Raw genomic sequence first — 15652 nt, forward strand, 5'->3', positions numbered from 1 at the left:
GACGTTGACCTGGACGCGCTCGTCGCCGGGGTGGCCTACGACCCGCACGCCCTGCTCGGGGCCCATCCGCGCGGCGGGCAGACGCTGGTCCGCACCTGGCGGCGCGGTGCCCGGGAGGTCTCGGTGCTGGTTGCCGGAGACCGGTACCCGATGCGCCGGGTGCACAACGAGGGCGTGTTCGAGGCGACGGTGCCCGGCACGGTGCTGGACTACCGGATCGAGGTCGACGGCGAGCCGCGCGACGACCCGTACCGCTATCCGCCGAGCCTGGGCGAGGTGGACCTACACCTGATCGGCGAGGGCCGGCACGAACGGCTCTGGTCCGCCCTCGGTGCCCGTCCCCGCGCGGGCGGCGGCGTCGCCTTCGCGGTCTGGGCGCCGAACGCCCGGGGCGTACGCGTGGTCGGCGACTTCACTGGTTGGGGCGCGCACGAGGGCTGGCCGATGCGCTCGCTCGGCGGCAGCGGGGTGTGGGAAATCTTCGCCCCCGAGGCGCTGCCCGGCCAGCGCTACAAGTACCGGATCCTCGGCCAGGACGGGATCTGGCGGGACAAGGCCGACCCGATGGCCGCGCACACCGAGGTTCCGCCCCGGACCGCCTCGGTGATCTACCAGTCGTCGTACGAGTGGAACGACGCCGAGTGGCTCGCCGACCGCGCGCAGCGCCACCCGCACCGGGAGGCGATGAGCGTCTACGAGGTGCATCTCGGCTCGTGGCGGCCCGGTCTCGGCTACCGGGAACTGGCCGAGCAGCTCACCGCGTACGTGGTCGACCTGGGCTTCACCCACGTGGAGTTCATGCCCGTGGCCGAGCACCCGTTCGGCGGCTCCTGGGGGTACCAGGTCACCGGCTATTACGCCCCGACCTCACGGTTCGGTACCCCGGACGACTTCCGTTACCTGGTGGACCGGTTGCACGCCGCCGGGATCGGGGTGCTGCTGGACTGGGTGCCGGCACACTTTCCCCGCGACGAGTGGGCGCTGGCCCGGTTCGACGGCACCGCCCTGTACGAGCACGCCGACCCGCGTCGCGGCGAGCACCCCGACTGGGGCACGTACGTCTTCGACTTCGGCCGCCGCGAGGTACGCAACTTCCTGGTCGCCAACGCGCTCTACTGGTGCGCCGAGTTCCACGTCGACGGGCTGCGGGTGGACGCGGTCGCCTCGATGCTCTACCTGGACTACTCCCGCGAGGACGGCAAGTGGCTGCCGAACCAGCACGGCGGCCGGGAAAACCTGGAGGCGATCGGCTTCCTCCAGGAGACGAACGCGACCGTCTACCGGGAGCATCCCGGCGTGGTGATGATCGCCGAGGAGTCGACCGCCTGGCCGGGGGTGACCCAACCGACCCACGCCAACGGGCTCGGCTTCGGCTTCAAGTGGAACATGGGCTGGATGCACGACACCCTGACCTACCTGAGCAAGGAGCCGGTCCACCGCCAGTGGCACCACAACGAACTGACCTTCTCCCTGGTGTACGCCTGGAGCGAGAACTACCTGCTGCCGATCAGCCACGACGAGGTGGTGCACGGCAAGGGTTCGCTGGCCGGCAAGATGCCCGGCGACACCTGGCAGCGGCTGGCGAACGTCCGCGCGCTGCTGGCGTACATGTGGGCGCATCCGGGCAAGCAGCTGCTCTTCATGGGCAGTGAACTCGCCGACGACCGGGAGTGGAGCGAGGACCGGGGCCTGGACTGGAACCTGCTCTACGACCCGGTGCGGGCCGGGGTGCAGCGGCTGGTCCGGGACCTGAACCGGGCCTACCGGGCCGCGCCCGCGCTGTACTCGCAGGACACCAACCCGGACGGGTTCCGCTGGATCGTCGGCAACGACTCGGCCAACAACACGGTCGCGTTCATCCGGATCGCCGCCGACGGGTCCCCGCTGGTCTGCGTGGCGAACTTCTCCGCCGTACCGCACGAGGACTACCGGCTGGGCATGCCGGTGGCCGGCGTGTGGCAGGAGACCCTGAACACGGACGCGGAGAGCTACGGCGGCTCCGGCGTGGGCAACCTCGGCACCGTACGGGCCGAGCCGATGCCGTGGCACGGCCAGCCGGCCTCGGTCACGCTCCGGATCCCCCCGCTCGGTGTCCTCTGGCTCCGCCCGGCGCCCCGCTGACGGCTCGCTCAGCGGGGCAGCAGGGCGGCGAGGTACGACTGGCTGAGGTCGTGCTGTCCGTCGAAGTCGGTGGAGCGGCTGACCTCGGCCCACCGGGAGGTCTCCTGGGTCCGCGCCACCGACGCCTGTTCGGCCATCTGGAGGGCGTCGGAGCCGAGCAGGAGGCGCAGCGGCGGGTCGGGCAGCGCGACGACGCCGACGATCACCTGGGCGGCCCGACCCGGGTCGCCGGGCTGTTTGCCGTCCGCCTCCCGGCGGTAGGCGTGGATCCGTCCCACCGTCTCCTCGTAGGCCGCGCCCACCTCGGCGATCCGCATGGACGAGCCACCCCAGTCCGTACGGAAGGCGCCCGGCTCGACGATGGTGACCTTGATCCCGAACGGCTTGACCTCGTTGTTCAGCACCTCGGAGAAGCCCTCCACGCCGAACTTCGCGGTCTGGTACGCGGCCAGCCCCGGCGTGCCGCCGACCCGGCCGCCGATCGAGGAGAACTGGAGGAAGTGGCCGGAACGCTGGCGGCGCAGGATCGGCAGGGCCGCCTTGGTGACGTTGACGACGCCGAACAGGTTCGTCTCGATCTGGTGGCGGAAGTCCTCGTCCGAGGTTTCCTCGATCGGCGCGCTGTCGGCGTATCCGGCGTTGTTCGCCACCACGTCGAGCCCGCCGAACACGTCCACCGCGACCTGGACCGCGGTGTGCGCGGCGGTCGGATCGGTCACGTCGAGGGCGACCGCGCGGACCCGGTCGCCGTACGCGTCGACGAGTTCGGCGAGTTGTTCGGGTCGGCGGGCGGTGGCGACGAGGTTGTCGCCGCCGGCCAGGACGGCGCGGCTCAGTTCCCACCCCAGACCGCGAGAGCTACCGGTGACGAGCCAGGTCTTGGCCATGGTCGAAAATCCCCTCTTGATCCTGCCCGCTGCCTGCGGTTATCTCAGACCGAGCTTCGCAGGAGGCTCGTCCGCTCGCGGGTCGCCTGTTAAAGTGGAGGCGCACCTCCAGATTAACGGAGGGGTGCCTCCGGTACAAGTCGGGTCGATCACAGCCCGTCGGATCGGTCAGAGCCCGGGAGGAACGGTGGCGGAGCAGACGTCCGGAACACCCCGGGTCGCGGTGCGCCGGCCGAACCGGGCCGACGCCCGCCGTAACTTCGACGCGCTGCTCGGCGCCGCCCGCGAGGTCTTCGCCGAGAGCGGCACGTCGGCCTCGCTGGAGGAGATCGCCCGCCGGGCCGGAGTCGGCATCGGCACCCTCTACCGGAACTTCCCCACCCGCCAGGACCTGTTCGACACCGTCTACCTCGGCGAGGTCGAGGAGCTGTGCCAGGCCGCCGACGAGGTCGCCGACCTGCCACCCTGGGACGGCTTCGTGGTGTGGCTGCGGCGGTTCGTCGACTACGTCGCCACCAAGCGGGCCATCTACGAGTCGCTCAACCGGGACTCGGAGACGTTCCGCTCCTGCCGCGTCGCCATGTACGGAGCCGGCGAGCCCCTGTTCGACCGCGCCCAGGCAGCCGGCGAAGCGCGTACGGACGTCAGCTTCGACGACGTACTGCGGATGATCAGCGGGCTCACCGCGACCGGGTTCACCGACGAGGCGCAACGCGACCGGGTGCTCGGCATCGCCCTCGACGGCGTACGGAGACGACCCGCGGGGTAAGCGGGTGGCATGGAGAACCCGAGGGGTGTGCTCTTCGACATCGACGGCACCCTGATCGACACCACGTACCTGCACACGGTCTGCTGGTGGGAGGCGCTGCGGCAGGCCGAACACGACGTACCCATGGCCTCGATCCACCGCTCGGTGGGTATGGGCGCGGACAAGCTGCTGGAGCACGTACTCGGGCCGGAGCACGACCGCGACGGCGACCAGCGGATCCGCGACGCGCACGACAGTCTCTACGCCGAGTACTGGCCCCGGCTGCGCCCGCTGCCCGGCGCCGTCGCCCTGCTGCGCGCCTGCGCCGGCCTGGGACTGCGGGTGGTGCTGGCCAGCTCCGCAGCCGAACACGAGGCGTCCGCGCTGCGCGCGGTGCTGAACGCCGACGACGTCATCGCCGCCGTGACCACGTCGGCGGACGCCCGGGAGAGCAAACCCGCCCCGGACATCGTGGCCGCCGCGCTGGAGCAGTCCGGCCTGGAAGCCTCGCGGGTGGTGTTCGTCGGCGACTCGATCTGGGACGTCGCCGCCTCCGGCCAACTCGACATCGCCTGCATCGGCCTGACCTGCGGCGGAACCAGCCGGGGCGAGCTGGCCGGTGCGGGCGCGGTGGCCGTCTACCACGACCCCGCCGACCTGCTCGCCGCGTTGTCCGAGTCCCCGATCGCCGCCCTGTCCTGAGTCCGGTCCGGTCCCCGGGCGCGGTGACCGGCCTGAGTCACCGACCACTGCAGGAGTGAGCGGAGCCGCGCCGGGGAAAGGCTAGGCACCACCTGCCCGTCGGGCAGATCGGGAGGGGTGGTGGCGTGGAGCCGGTCGACGTGGCGTTCGCTCTGGTCGGGGTCGGTGCACTACTGGCCGGCATCCTGCCCCGGATGGTGGAACACCGGCCGCTCTCCATGCCGATAGCGTTCCTCGGGCTCGGCATGCTGGTCTTCCTGCTGCCGACCGGGCTACCCAGCCCCGATCCGCTCGCCCACCCGCAACTGACCACCCACCTCACCGAGATCGGGGTGATCGTCGCCCTGATGGGCGCCGGCCTGAAGATCGACCGCCGGGCCGGGTGGCGACGCTGGTCGTCGACCTGGCGACTGCTGGCCATCGGCATGCCGCTCTGCATCCTCTGCGTCGCCCTGCTCGGCTGGTGGTGGGCGGGCCTGGTGCCGGCCGCCGCGCTGCTGCTCGCCGCCGCCCTCGCGCCGACCGACCCGGTGCTCGCCGCCGATGTGCAGGTGGGCGAGCCGACCGACGTCGAAGACAACGAGGACGAGGTCCGGTTCGCGCTGACCTCGGAAGCCGGGCTCAACGACGGGCTCGCGTTTCCCTTCGTGTACGCCGCCATCGCGATCGCCGCCACCAGCCTCGCTCCGGCCGACTGGCTCGGCCAGTGGCTCGCCGTGGACGTCCTCTACAAGATCGCCGTCGGGGTGGGCGGTGGGCTGCTCGTCGGCTGGCTGCTCGGCAAGCTCTTCTTCCGGGCCCCGTCGCAGTTGCGGCTGGCCCGCCACGCCGAGGGCTTCGTCGCCATCGCCGCCACCTTCCTCGCGTACGGGCTGATCGAGGTGGTCGGCGGCTACGGCTTCCTCGCCGTCTTCTTCGCCGCACGGGCAATCCGGGCCTCGGAGCGTACGCACGAGTTCCACGGCGTGCTGCACGACTTCGCCGAGCAGATCGAGCGGCTGCTGACCGTACTGCTGCTGCTGTTCCTCGGCGGGGCCGTGGTCGACGGCCTGCTGGCGCCGCTGACCTGGCCCGCCGCCCTGTCCGGGCTCGCGCTGCTGTTCGTCATCCGCCCGCTGGTCGCCTGGCTCTCACTGCGCGGGGCACCGGGGCGGCCGGCCGAGCACTGGGTGATCGCGTTCTTCGGCATCCGCGGCGTCGGCTCGATCTACTACGTCGCGTACGCGGCCAGCCACGCGGAGATCCCGCAGTTGGAGCTGGTGTGGGCGACGGTCGGCCTGGTGGTGATCGTCTCCGTGGTACTGCACGGGATCGCGGCCACGCCGGTCATGCGCCTGCTCGACCGCACCGGCGAACGGACCGGGGACGAAACCGAGCGGCAGCCCGCCCCCGGTGCTCCGCTGGCCGAGCGGACCCCGGTCGACGTCCCCCGTCCCGGCTAGCCTCCACGGGCGCCGGGTGTGGCGTGCGACCGGCGGGACCGGGCGGGACCGGTAGATTGCCGGCATGACGGACCAGGCGGCCGAGAAGGTCGTGGAGATCTACACCGACGGCGCGTGCAGCGGAAACCCCGGTCCGGGCGGCTGGGGTGCGGTGCTGCGCTACGGCGAGCACGAGCGCGAACTGTACGGCGGCGAGTCGGCGCCCACCACGAACAACCGGATGGAGCTGATGGCCGCCATCCAGGCACTGGAGAGCCTGAACCGGCCGGTGACCGTACGCCTGCACACCGACAGCACGTACGTCCGCAACGGCATCACGAGCTGGGTGGCGAGTTGGAAGCGCAACGGCTGGCAGACGTCGGCGAAGCAGCCGGTCAAGAACGCCGACCTGTGGCAGCGCCTGGAGTTGGCGGTCAAGTCACACCGGGTCGAGTGGCTCTGGGTGAAGGGACACAACGGCGACCCCGGCAACGAACGCGCCGACGCGCTGGCCAACCGCGGCGTGACGGACGCCCGGAGCGCCTTGTCGGGTCGGTGAACCGGCAGCTCGGAGCCCCTGGTCGCGCGATGCCGGCCGAGCAGCCCGAGTAGCTGCTCCTGCTGTTCACCGCGCGCCTGACGCAGGCTCGCGGTGAACACCGACCGCGGTACGAGCAACCGCTTGACGGGCGTACTCGCACTCCACCGCGGGCGAGACCCATCTCTTCGCTCCGTTCCGAACGCTTCCCGCCGAACTCGAGATCGCCCCTTTGGGCCGCGGCAGACATCGGCTGACCGCCCTGTCCCACGGCCTCACCGTGCCGAGTCGCCATGGACGATCCCGGATTCAGTGTTCGTACACAGCGTGTCCAGTGCTCCGCCCTATCTTCACTAGCGTCAGGCCTCTGGCCAGTCCATCCAGGAGCGGAGCCAGCTGTGAGGACCAGCCACATCACGCCGCTGCAGGTGCCGGGAGACGAACCGGGTAGATCAGCCCAAGGTCGAACTTGAGGGATAATCCCGCGGGCCGCCGCTTGCAGACTCCGACCGCGCAGAGTGCCCGTGAACGGAAGTTCACCCGACAGACGAACCGTCTGCGGTCCGGGGGTGGAACAGGCGTGGTGGCGTCTTCGCCTCCTGGCAGTGGCGGCGGATCGCTGCGTCTGCAGATCCTCGGGCCGCTGCGAATCTGGCGCGACGGCGTCGAGTTGGACGCGGGCCCCCGGCAACAGGCCTATCTGCTGGCGTTGTTGCTCGCTCGCGCGGGCCGGCCGATCAGCACGAGCGAGCTGGTCGATCTCATCTGGGACGACGACGCTCCGGCCACCGCCATCAACATCATCCACAAGTACGTCGGTACGCTGCGGCGGTTGCTGGAGCCCGGGCGGCCGGCCCGCGGGACCGGCTCGTACCTCCAACGGAGCGGCAACGGTTACCTGTTCGCGGCTGGCTCCGGCGTGTTGGACGTCGTCATCTTCCGGGAACTGGTCGAAGCGGCTCGGGCCTGCCTCGCGGATCAGCGCCACGACGTCGCACTCGACTGCTACTCCGAAGCGTTGAGCCTCTGGCACGGGCCCGCGGGAGACTCGCTCGCCCACAATTCGACGGCGATGCCGATCTTCACGGCGCTCAACGACGAGTTCTTCAACGCGTGCGTGGCAGCCGCCGAGGTCGCAATAGCCGGGGGTCAGCCGGATCGGATGCTCCAGCCGCTGCAGTTGGCCGCCCGGATGGCGCCGTTGCACGAGAACGTGCAGGCGAGCCTCGTCTCGATCCTGGCCGGCGCCGGGCAGCAGGCACAAGCTCTGTCGGTGTATCGGACGGTACGCGAACAGCTCGCCGAGGAACTCGGCATCGATCCCGGTCCGGCGCTGCGAGCCGCACACCGGCGGGTGTTGCGGCAGACCTTGCCGGCGCAGGACGGCGGACTCGCGCCGGAATGCGCGACGCCTCCCGTCGCCGGCCTGGTCGGCCGGCGCGAGGAGTCCTCGGTGCTGCGGAAGGCGGTCGAGTCTGCTCTCGCCGGTGGTACGGGGATCGTCGTCGTCGAGGGAGAACCCGGTGTCGGCAAGACCCGTCTGTTGGAGGAGGTCGTCGGCGAAGCGGAACGGCGAGGTGCGCTCGTCGTCTGGGGCCGCTGCCTCGAGGGTGATGGGACACCTTCGATGTGGCCGTGGGTGCAAGCGGTCGGCGCTGTCCTCGAGGGCCTGCCCGTCGCACTCCAGGAGGGGTGGCGCGCTGGCGAACTGGGCCGCCTCCTGGAGCCGCGCGGCGGCGTGCCGGGTACGCCGGTGCTACCGGACAGCGGCGCCCGCTTCCGGTTGTTCGAGCGGGTCGCCGGCGTCGTCGCTCAGGTGGCGATGCTGCGGCCGGTGGTGCTGGTGGTGGACGACCTCCAGTGGGCCGACGTCGCTTCGCTGCAGATGTTCGGTCACCTGGCGGGCCGACTGCCGGCCCGAGCCCTGGTCGTCGGCGCGCTCCGCGACCGCGCGCCCGCGACCGGTTCGGAACTGGCGCGGATGCTGGCCGCGGCGAGCCGGGTACCGGGCCACCGCCGCATCCGGCTCGGCCCGCTCGGCTCGGCGGACGTGGCCGAACTCGTCCGACGCGAGACCGGGCAGATTCCAAGCGCCGGCGCTGTGCGTAGCATCCACGCCCGTACCGCGGGCAATCCGTACTTCGTCCGGGAACTGTCCCGGCTGCTCGCCGACGGTGGCGTGCTCACCGAGGAGGCCGCAGCGCGAACCGGGGTACCGTCCACCGTGCGCGACGTCGTACGCGACCGGATGGCCACCCTCGACGACGACGCTCGCAGCCTGCTCCAACTCGCCGCGCTGATCGGCCGGGACGTCGATCTCGGCCTGTTGGCCCGCGCCGCCGGCCTCGACGTCCAGACCTGCCTCGACCGGCTCGAACCCCTGGAGGCGCTCGGCCTGTTCGAACCCACACCCGGCGACCCGTTCTCCTTCCGCTTCCCGCACGACCTGGTACGCGAGTCGGTCGCTCGAACGACGCAGCCGCGGTGGGCGACCCGGCTGAATCTGCGCGTCGCGGACGCCCTGGAGCACACCGACCCGGTTGGCGAGTCCGTCGCCGAACGTCTCGCCCACCACCTGTGGGCCGCCGGCCCGCTCGCCGACCCGGCCCGGACCGCGGGCGCGCTGGTGAGCGCCGGTCGCCGCGCGACGGCCAAGTCCGCGTTCGAGGCCGCCGAGCGGCAGCTGCACTCGGCCGCGCACCTGGCGCGGACCGCCGGCCTCACCGAACTGGAGCTGTCCGCCCTTTCGGAGCTCACCGCGGTCGTCGGGATGCGGTCGGGGTACGTAGATTCGGCGCTCGACCTGCTGGAGCGGGCCGAGAACCTGGCCCGGCGCCTCGGCCGGGAGCGCGCGGCGACCGATTTCCTGTTCTCCCGCTGGGCCGCGCATTCGCAGGGCCTCCAGCTCGACCGAGCCGGCCGGCTGGCACGCCTGCTGCGCGACCAGGGCGAGGCATCCGACGACCCGATCATCCGTGCGTACGGCCTGCACTCCTGGGGCATCCACCTGTTGGACATCGGCAACATCGGTGAGGCGTTCCGTTACCTGAGCCAGTTCAGCCGGAGCCTGCTCGACGACCTCGCCCGCCGCGCGGAGCACCCGCTGCGGCACGACCTTCAGTTGCTCTCCCCGGTCATGCTCGCACTGATGACAGCGCTGCACGGCGACGTCGACGGGGCACGAGAGCTGCTCGACACGCTGGAAGCCACCGCTGGCGACGACCCGTACGCGATCACCATTTGGGCAGCGTTCGACGTCACGGTGGCGGCGTTCTCCGGCGACCCGGTCAGGGCGCGGCGGACGGCGGAGCGGGGGATCGCCGTCGATAAGGGGCGCTCCTTCCTGTTCCTCGGCAGTTACCCGCGGCTGGCCCGGTGCTGGGCGCGGGCGGTGACCGGCGACGATCCGGCCGGGGCGGCGGCGGAGGCTCAGGAGATCATCGCCGAGGCGCTGCTCGACCCGCCGCGCTCCGGCCTGGTCACCTGGTATGTGTTGCTCGCCGAGATGATGCTGGCGGCCGGGACGCCGACCGAAGCCGCCGCGGCGCTGGCCAAGGCCGAGTGGTGCGTCGAGACGTACGGCCAGCGCTATGCCGAGGGCCTGCTCCTGCTGCTGCGGGCGCGGCTGCTACAGGCGCACGGCGAGCCCGTCGCCGCCGTCCGGGCCGCTGCCGAGCGGGCCAGGACACTGTCGGCCGAGCGCGAGGTCTTCCTGTTCGCCCGCCGTGCCGAGGAGCTACTGGAACAGCTGTCGACGTGACGGCACGATTCAGAGATCCTCCAGTCGCTGTCAACTAGGGCTACCTATCTTCGGACGCAACGGGATCCCGGCTTTCCTACCGGGGCACCGGATCATCCACCGAGAAGCTGGGGTGACCTTGACCGCGCAGGAAGAAGCCGATGCTGTCGTGGTCGGATCGGGCATGGGCGGTCTGGCGGCGGCCCGCATGCTCGCGCAGTTCGGCCGGAAACGGGTCCTCGTCCTGGAACAGCACTACACCCTCGGAGGGATGACGCACGAGTTCTCCCGCGAAGGGCGGTACAAGTTCGGGACCGGACTGCACTACATGAGCGTGAACGCCGGTCCGTTTCTCGATTTCATGACCGACGGGCGGGTGCAGCTCTGGCCGCTCCCGGACGACTACGACGTGCTGCACTTTCCCGGATTCGATTTCGCGGTACCCGCCACCCGAGAACAGTTCCGGGCCCGGCTCAAGGACCGGTTCCCTGCCGAGGCCGAGGCCATCGATCGCTATTTCCGTACGGTGCGGTGGGCGATGGCCGGCCTCGCCGGGCGCAATGTTCTCTCGTCGATGCCCGCGCCGGTGCGCAGACTCGGGTTCCCGATCGTCGAGCGGCTGTTCCCGGCGACGTACCGGTCGTCGCGGGACCAGCTGGCCCGCAGTTTCCGGGACCCGAAGCTTCGGGCGATCCTGGCCGCGCGGTGGGGGCTCTACGGGACGCCGCCCGGGTCGAGCGCCTTCGGCTACCACGCCGCGGTGCCGACCACGTTCTTCATGGCGGGCACCGCGCATCCCGTGGGCGGCCCGAAGGCGCTCAACCGGATCGTTCTCGAGATCCTCGAGCGATACGGTGTCGAGCTGCGGACCCGCCAACAGGTTCAGCGGATCGTCCTGGAGCGGGGCCGGGTGGCCGGGGTCGAGGTGGAGGACCTCGCCACCGGACGCAACTATCGGGTACGGACCCCGTCCGTCGTCTCGGCGGCGGGCGTCCGCAACACGTACGCCTTGCTGGGGTCGGCGGCCGAGCCGCAGTGGAAACGCGAAGTCGCGAACCTGCCGGCGGAACCGTCCGCCATCATGCTGTTCCTGGGCCTGGACCGGTCACCGGCCGCGTTCGGCTTGCACGGCGAGAACCACTGGTTCATGCCCGACCTCGACGGTCATGACGGTTTCCACCGGCAGCTCGGTGACGGCACGCTCTACGTCTCCTTCGCCTCACTCAACAACCCGGCCGCTCGCCACCACACCGTCGAGCTGCTGGAACTCGTCGATCCGGCGGCGTTCGACCGGTGGCAGGGGACCCTCGACGACAAACGGCCGGACGACTACCACAGGCTCAAGGACGAACTGACCCGGCGACTGATCGACCGCCTGGACGAACGGTGGCCCGGCATCCGGGAGACCATCGCCTTCGCCGAACTCGCCACACCGCTGTCGTTCGAGACCTACCAGCACAGCGTCCGCGGTTCCTTCTACGGCCTCGCGGCGACCCCGGAACGGCTGCGCTCGCCACTGGCAGGGGCGCGCACGCCAGTGCGGGGCCTGGTCGTGGCCGGACAGGATGCCTGGGGTTCCGGGGTGGTCGGGGCGCTGGCCGGAGGACTCGTCGCGGCCGGTGCCGTGCTGCGGCCGAGGCAGACCGGGGCGATGTGGAGATCCATCTTCGCCCGCAACCCGGTACGCGAGCCGACCAACACCTGGCAGGGCTACCTGCGCGTCGCCGAGATCGAGGCGTCGACACCGACGATCCGGAAAATCCGGCTGGTAGCGATGGACGGCGGCCCGGTGCCGTTCTCCTTCGCCGCGGGCCAATACCTCAAGATCGACCTGCCGGTGGCGGTCGAGCCGATCGAGCGGTCCTACTCGATCTCCAGCGGTCCGGGCGCGAAGGACCATGTCGAGATCGGGGTGAAGCGGGATCCGATCGGCCTCGGCTCCACCTTCCTGCACGAAGACCTGGAGATCGGGCAGGCTCTGCGGGTGAGCGGGCCGTTCGGTGAGTTCACCTGGGACCCCCAGCGCGACACCGGTCGCGGCACGCTGCTGCTGATCGCCGGCGGCGTCGGGATCACCCCCCTGATCAGCGTCCTGGCCGTGGCGGCGGACGCCGGTTATGACGGCCGCATCGTCCTGCTGGCCGGCTGCCGGACCGAGGACGAAATCCCGTACCGGCAGGAGCTGAGGCAGCTTCAGGCCCGGCTGCCCGGGCTCGAGGTGGCCGTCTTCCTCACCCAGCCGGGTCCCGGGTGGCAGGGCCGGCGCGGCCGGATCGACCTCGAGGCGCTCCGCCCCTACGTCGCCGACGTCGCGCGCGTACACCTCTGCGGTCCGGCGCCGATGATGCAGGACGTGCTCGGTCTGCTGACCGGACTCGACGTGCCCCGCGACACCGTCCACACCGAGGCCTTCGTGTCGGGCCGTAGCAAACAGACCCGCCGGGAAAGGGCCCACGCCATCGCCGTCGCCGCCGAACGGGCCGGCGTCACGGGCTACACGATCACCGAGCGGGACCAGAGCAGCACGTTCGCCTGCCCGCCCGGGCAGACGGTTCTCGATGCTGCCAACGCCGCCCACATCCCGTTCCCGCAATCGTGCGGCGAGGGCGCCTGCGGCACCTGCAGAGTCCTGATCCTGTCTGGCAGCTACGAGACAGACACCCGAGGGATGTTCTCCACCGAGGAGATCGACCAGGGCTGGCGACTCGCCTGCCAGACGCTGCCCACCGAAGACCTGGTGATCACCCGCAGGGCGTGACCACAGGAACCATTTTCCGCCGAACAATTCGAGATGCGAGGACACCGAAATGAAAACCCAACATTCCACGAACCCTGCCGATTCAGACCCGGTACGGGCACGCGCCATCCGCCGGCTGCACCAGAAAATGGGCGTGCAGGCCCACGTGCTGGTCTACCTGTTGGCCAATCTCACCCAGGTCATCGTGTGGTGGGCCTACACGCCGGACCAGTTCTTCTGGCCGCTGTGGTCGATCCTCGGCTGGGGCATCGGGTTGATCTTCCACGTCTGGGCGGTGTATGCGGGGTCGGGCCTCGACGAGGCTCGTATCGCCCAGGAGATGGGCCGGATCGAGCGCACCGGACCGGCTCAGGATTGAGCGTTTCGTCCACCGTCCTCACCGTCCGGCAGCCATCAGCGGGACATTGTCCGAGGGCGGTACGGATTGGTCCGCAGGCCCGAATGGTAACTCGATGAGCAGGTGACCTTGATCCGGTAGCCGGCGCTGTCGCTCGACTTGTTGGTGACCGTGTACGCCACCGTCGCGGTCCCGTCGGAGACGAGACATGAGGACACCGCCGCTGCCGGAGCAGGCTCGGCCCGCTCGACACTCCCGATCAGCGCTCCGAGTCCGCCCATCATGGTGAGGACGATCGCCGGGGCTACGACGAGGTAGCCGAGCACCAGTCCGGCTATGGCCAGTCCCCTGCCACCGACTCTTCCGTCTCGCATTCCGTACAGCGCGAAGTGCCCGAAGATCACCGCGAGAATGCAGGGAATGCCGAGCAGACACCAGCCTCCCAGCACACCGAAGATGCCGAGCACCAGCGAGGTGACGGCGAGGCCCGAGGTCGGTGGTCGCACCGTGACGACCAAGGGCATGACCGGCACGTACATCTGCTGCGGTAACGGCCGGGGCTGGTTCGGGTGCATCCGGTCATCGTCGTATCCGCGGGTGTGAACCACATCACCCGTGCGGTCCCGACGCCTCAACCGACTGGCATCTCCGGCCGGTACACGCGACGGACGGGGAACAACGCCGGTACCCGATCCGTATCTACAAGCACCGTCTCTATTCCTCCGGACGCTCGGCCGCGCTGCGCAGCATGCAGAACTCGTTGCCCTCCGGGTCGGCCAACACCGCCCACCCCGTCCCGTCCGGCCGGCGGCGGTCGTCGACCATCGTCGCGCCCAGACCGAGCACCCGTTCCACCTCCCCGTCCCGGAGCCGGTCCGGTTCGAGGCAGACGTGCAGCCGGTTCTTGACCGTCTTGGGCTCGGGCACCTCGGCGAAGTACAGCGTCGGCCCCTCCGACATCTCGACCACAACTTCCTCGTCACCGGGCTTGTCGTCGTCGCCGAGCGGTCGACCGACCACGGCACTCCAGAACGAGCCCAGCTCGTACGCGTTACGGCAGTCGAAGACGATGTTCTGCAGTCGCATGCCGGAACGTTATCGCCCTCCGACCAGCGCCGCACCCACCGAGGCCGCCACCACGCCAGCCAGCGGCGATGCTCCCGGGCCGCCCGTACACACAGGACTCGGCGGCCCTGTGGCATCCTTTACTGGACGGTCGTCCGGTCAATGGAATGGGACGAGCCGTCGACCCCTGCGACCAACCGACCCGCGTACGGGTGGCGACCTGACGAGCCGCCATCCGGCGATGTCCCACGCCCAGATGGAGGAACAGTGTCGTCTTTGTTCAGACGGCTCCTGGTCGGCGGCCTGCTCGCCGTCGCCGCGCTCGTGGTGCTCCCACCCGCCACCGCGCTCGCCAGCCAACCGGTCACCACGATCGTCAACCAGGCGCAGCAACGCTGCATGCGCAACAACTTCGAAGAGGTCGAGCCGGTGCTCTGCGGCGACGACCTGTGGCTGGACGACTGGCGGTTCGACCCGGTGCCGGGTGCCCCCGCCGACCGGAAGTTCCTCCGGCCGGAGGCCGGCGCCGGCGGGTCGTGTCTGGACACCAACGGCGACCGGCTCTACGTGATCGCCTGCAACGGCGGCGCGTACCAGCAGTGGTCGGTCACCGCGTTCGAGGCGCCGAACTCGATGCCCCCGTTCGGCTCTCGAGGCGTGCGGATCAGGAACGTGGCCACGGGCGTCTGTCTGGACAACCCGAACAAGAACTTCGGCGGCTCCAAGATCGCCACGAACCGTACCTGCAACAACGGCCCGTACCAACAGTGGAACATCAGCTTCGAGGCGTTCAACGCGCTGGCCAACACCACGCCGGTCCCCGGCCGCAACGCCATGACCTGGGCAAACCTGGAGCAGCGTACGTCCGACCTGGTGCACGTCGGCTCGAACAGCATCACCAACCCGTACCTCGGGGACCTCCCGTCCACGGCCTCGGTGCCGATGCTCTGCCTGCGGCGGGACGGGCGGGCGGCACCAGCCGGCGTTCCGGTGACCGGGATGCACGCCTGGGCGTACGGCGAGGTGCGGCTGACCCCGGCGCTGCCTGGCAGCACGCTCACCAGCCGGGCGACGGCGGACGGGATCTGCGCTCGATACTTCGGCGCCGGTTTCCGGATGGCCGAGTTCCACGACGGTGGCGGCTGGTCGTTCTGGGCCAACGGTTCCCTGCCTGCCGGGGGCCGCTTCTGGGTCGCCATCGACGACATGGCCTCGAACCCCTGGGGCGGCTGACGGGTCGCGAACCCGGCGAGTCGTAGGAGCGGGCACCTGCCCTCGATCGTTGAACCGGCAGGTGCCCGGTGATCCCGCGACCGCGCGGACCGTGGCGGCATGG

The 15652-nt window shown here is 70.5% G+C and carries 12 protein-coding genes; 9 read left to right on the top strand and 3 right to left on the bottom strand.

All coding sequences use genetic code 11. The features are described 5' to 3' along the window. The first annotated feature begins 9 nt into the window (after positions 1-9). Positions 10-2121 (top strand): 1,4-alpha-glucan branching protein GlgB, encoded by a 2112-nt coding sequence (gene glgB, locus AB0J90_RS25610; RefSeq protein WP_363600034.1) that lies wholly within the window; start codon positions 10-12, stop codon positions 2119-2121. A gap of 8 nt (positions 2122-2129) precedes the next feature. Here the strand turns inward: glgB and AB0J90_RS25615 are convergent, their stop codons facing one another. After that, complete coding sequence (locus tag AB0J90_RS25615) at positions 2130-3008, bottom strand: oxidoreductase (RefSeq protein WP_363599901.1); 879 nt, start codon at positions 3006-3008, stop codon at positions 2130-2132. A gap of 187 nt (positions 3009-3195) precedes the next feature. On the opposite strand from AB0J90_RS25615, the gene AB0J90_RS25620 reads away from it, so the two are divergent. The 7 genes from AB0J90_RS25620 (at position 3196) to AB0J90_RS25650 (ending at position 13272) form a co-directional block, all read left to right on the top strand. Next, on the top strand, positions 3196-3777 hold the full coding sequence (locus AB0J90_RS25620) for a helix-turn-helix domain-containing protein (protein ID WP_363599903.1): 582 nt from the start codon (positions 3196-3198) through the stop codon (positions 3775-3777). Positions 3778-3786: 9 nt separating this feature from the next. Then, complete coding sequence (locus tag AB0J90_RS25625) at positions 3787-4458, top strand: HAD family hydrolase (RefSeq protein WP_363599905.1); 672 nt, start codon at positions 3787-3789, stop codon at positions 4456-4458. A 125-nt stretch (positions 4459-4583) separates the two neighbouring features. Next, the gene (locus AB0J90_RS25630) at positions 4584-5900 is read left to right on the top strand and encodes a cation:proton antiporter (RefSeq protein ID WP_363599907.1); all 1317 of its coding nucleotides are present in this window, start codon (positions 4584-4586) and stop codon (positions 5898-5900) included. A gap of 64 nt (positions 5901-5964) precedes the next feature. Then, positions 5965-6438 (top strand): ribonuclease HI, encoded by a 474-nt coding sequence (rnhA, locus tag AB0J90_RS25635; protein WP_363599909.1) that lies wholly within the window; start codon positions 5965-5967, stop codon positions 6436-6438. Positions 6439-6997: 559 nt separating this feature from the next. Continuing rightward, positions 6998-10177: a BTAD domain-containing putative transcriptional regulator gene (locus AB0J90_RS25640; protein WP_363599911.1), complete on the top strand. Its 3180-nt coding sequence runs from the start codon at positions 6998-7000 to the stop codon at positions 10175-10177. Positions 10178-10289: 112 nt separating this feature from the next. Beyond that, on the top strand, positions 10290-12914 hold the full coding sequence (locus AB0J90_RS25645) for an FAD-dependent oxidoreductase (protein ID WP_363599913.1): 2625 nt from the start codon (positions 10290-10292) through the stop codon (positions 12912-12914). Positions 12915-12963: 49 nt separating this feature from the next. Further along, positions 12964-13272, top strand: coding sequence for a 2TM domain-containing protein (locus AB0J90_RS25650; RefSeq protein WP_363599915.1), 309 nt, complete (start codon positions 12964-12966; stop codon positions 13270-13272). A 35-nt stretch (positions 13273-13307) separates the two neighbouring features. Here the strand turns inward: AB0J90_RS25650 and AB0J90_RS25655 are convergent, their stop codons facing one another. Beyond that, the gene (locus AB0J90_RS25655; protein WP_363599917.1) at positions 13308-13826 is read right to left on the bottom strand and encodes a DUF4190 domain-containing protein; all 519 of its coding nucleotides are present in this window, start codon (positions 13824-13826) and stop codon (positions 13308-13310) included. Between the two features lie 139 nt (positions 13827-13965). Continuing rightward, on the bottom strand, positions 13966-14337 hold the full coding sequence (locus AB0J90_RS25660) for a VOC family protein (RefSeq protein ID WP_363599919.1): 372 nt from the start codon (positions 14335-14337) through the stop codon (positions 13966-13968). A gap of 255 nt (positions 14338-14592) precedes the next feature. Between AB0J90_RS25660 and AB0J90_RS25665 the strand changes: the two genes are divergently transcribed. Further along, entirely contained in the window at positions 14593-15549 is a 957-nt protein-coding gene (locus AB0J90_RS25665; protein WP_363599921.1) for an RICIN domain-containing protein, read from the top strand. The last annotated feature ends 103 nt before the right edge of the window (positions 15550-15652 follow it).

The organism is Micromonospora sp. NPDC049523, from assembly GCF_040676775.1.
Taxonomy (GTDB): Bacteria; Actinomycetota; Actinomycetes; order Mycobacteriales; family Micromonosporaceae; genus Micromonospora_G.

Coding starts and splice junctions, on each gene's coding strand:
- AB0J90_RS25615 (WP_363599901.1), bottom strand. CDS start 3,008: ATGGCCAAGACCTGGCTCGTCACCGGTAGCTCTCGCGGTCTGGGGTGG.
- AB0J90_RS25625 (WP_363599905.1), top strand. CDS start 3,787: ATGGAGAACCCGAGGGGTGTGCTCTTCGACATCGACGGCACCCTGATC.
- rnhA (WP_363599909.1), top strand. CDS start 5,965: ATGACGGACCAGGCGGCCGAGAAGGTCGTGGAGATCTACACCGACGGC.
- AB0J90_RS25650 (WP_363599915.1), top strand. CDS start 12,964: ATGAAAACCCAACATTCCACGAACCCTGCCGATTCAGACCCGGTACGG.
- AB0J90_RS25655 (WP_363599917.1), bottom strand. CDS start 13,826: ATGCACCCGAACCAGCCCCGGCCGTTACCGCAGCAGATGTACGTGCCG.
- AB0J90_RS25660 (WP_363599919.1), bottom strand. CDS start 14,337: ATGCGACTGCAGAACATCGTCTTCGACTGCCGTAACGCGTACGAGCTG.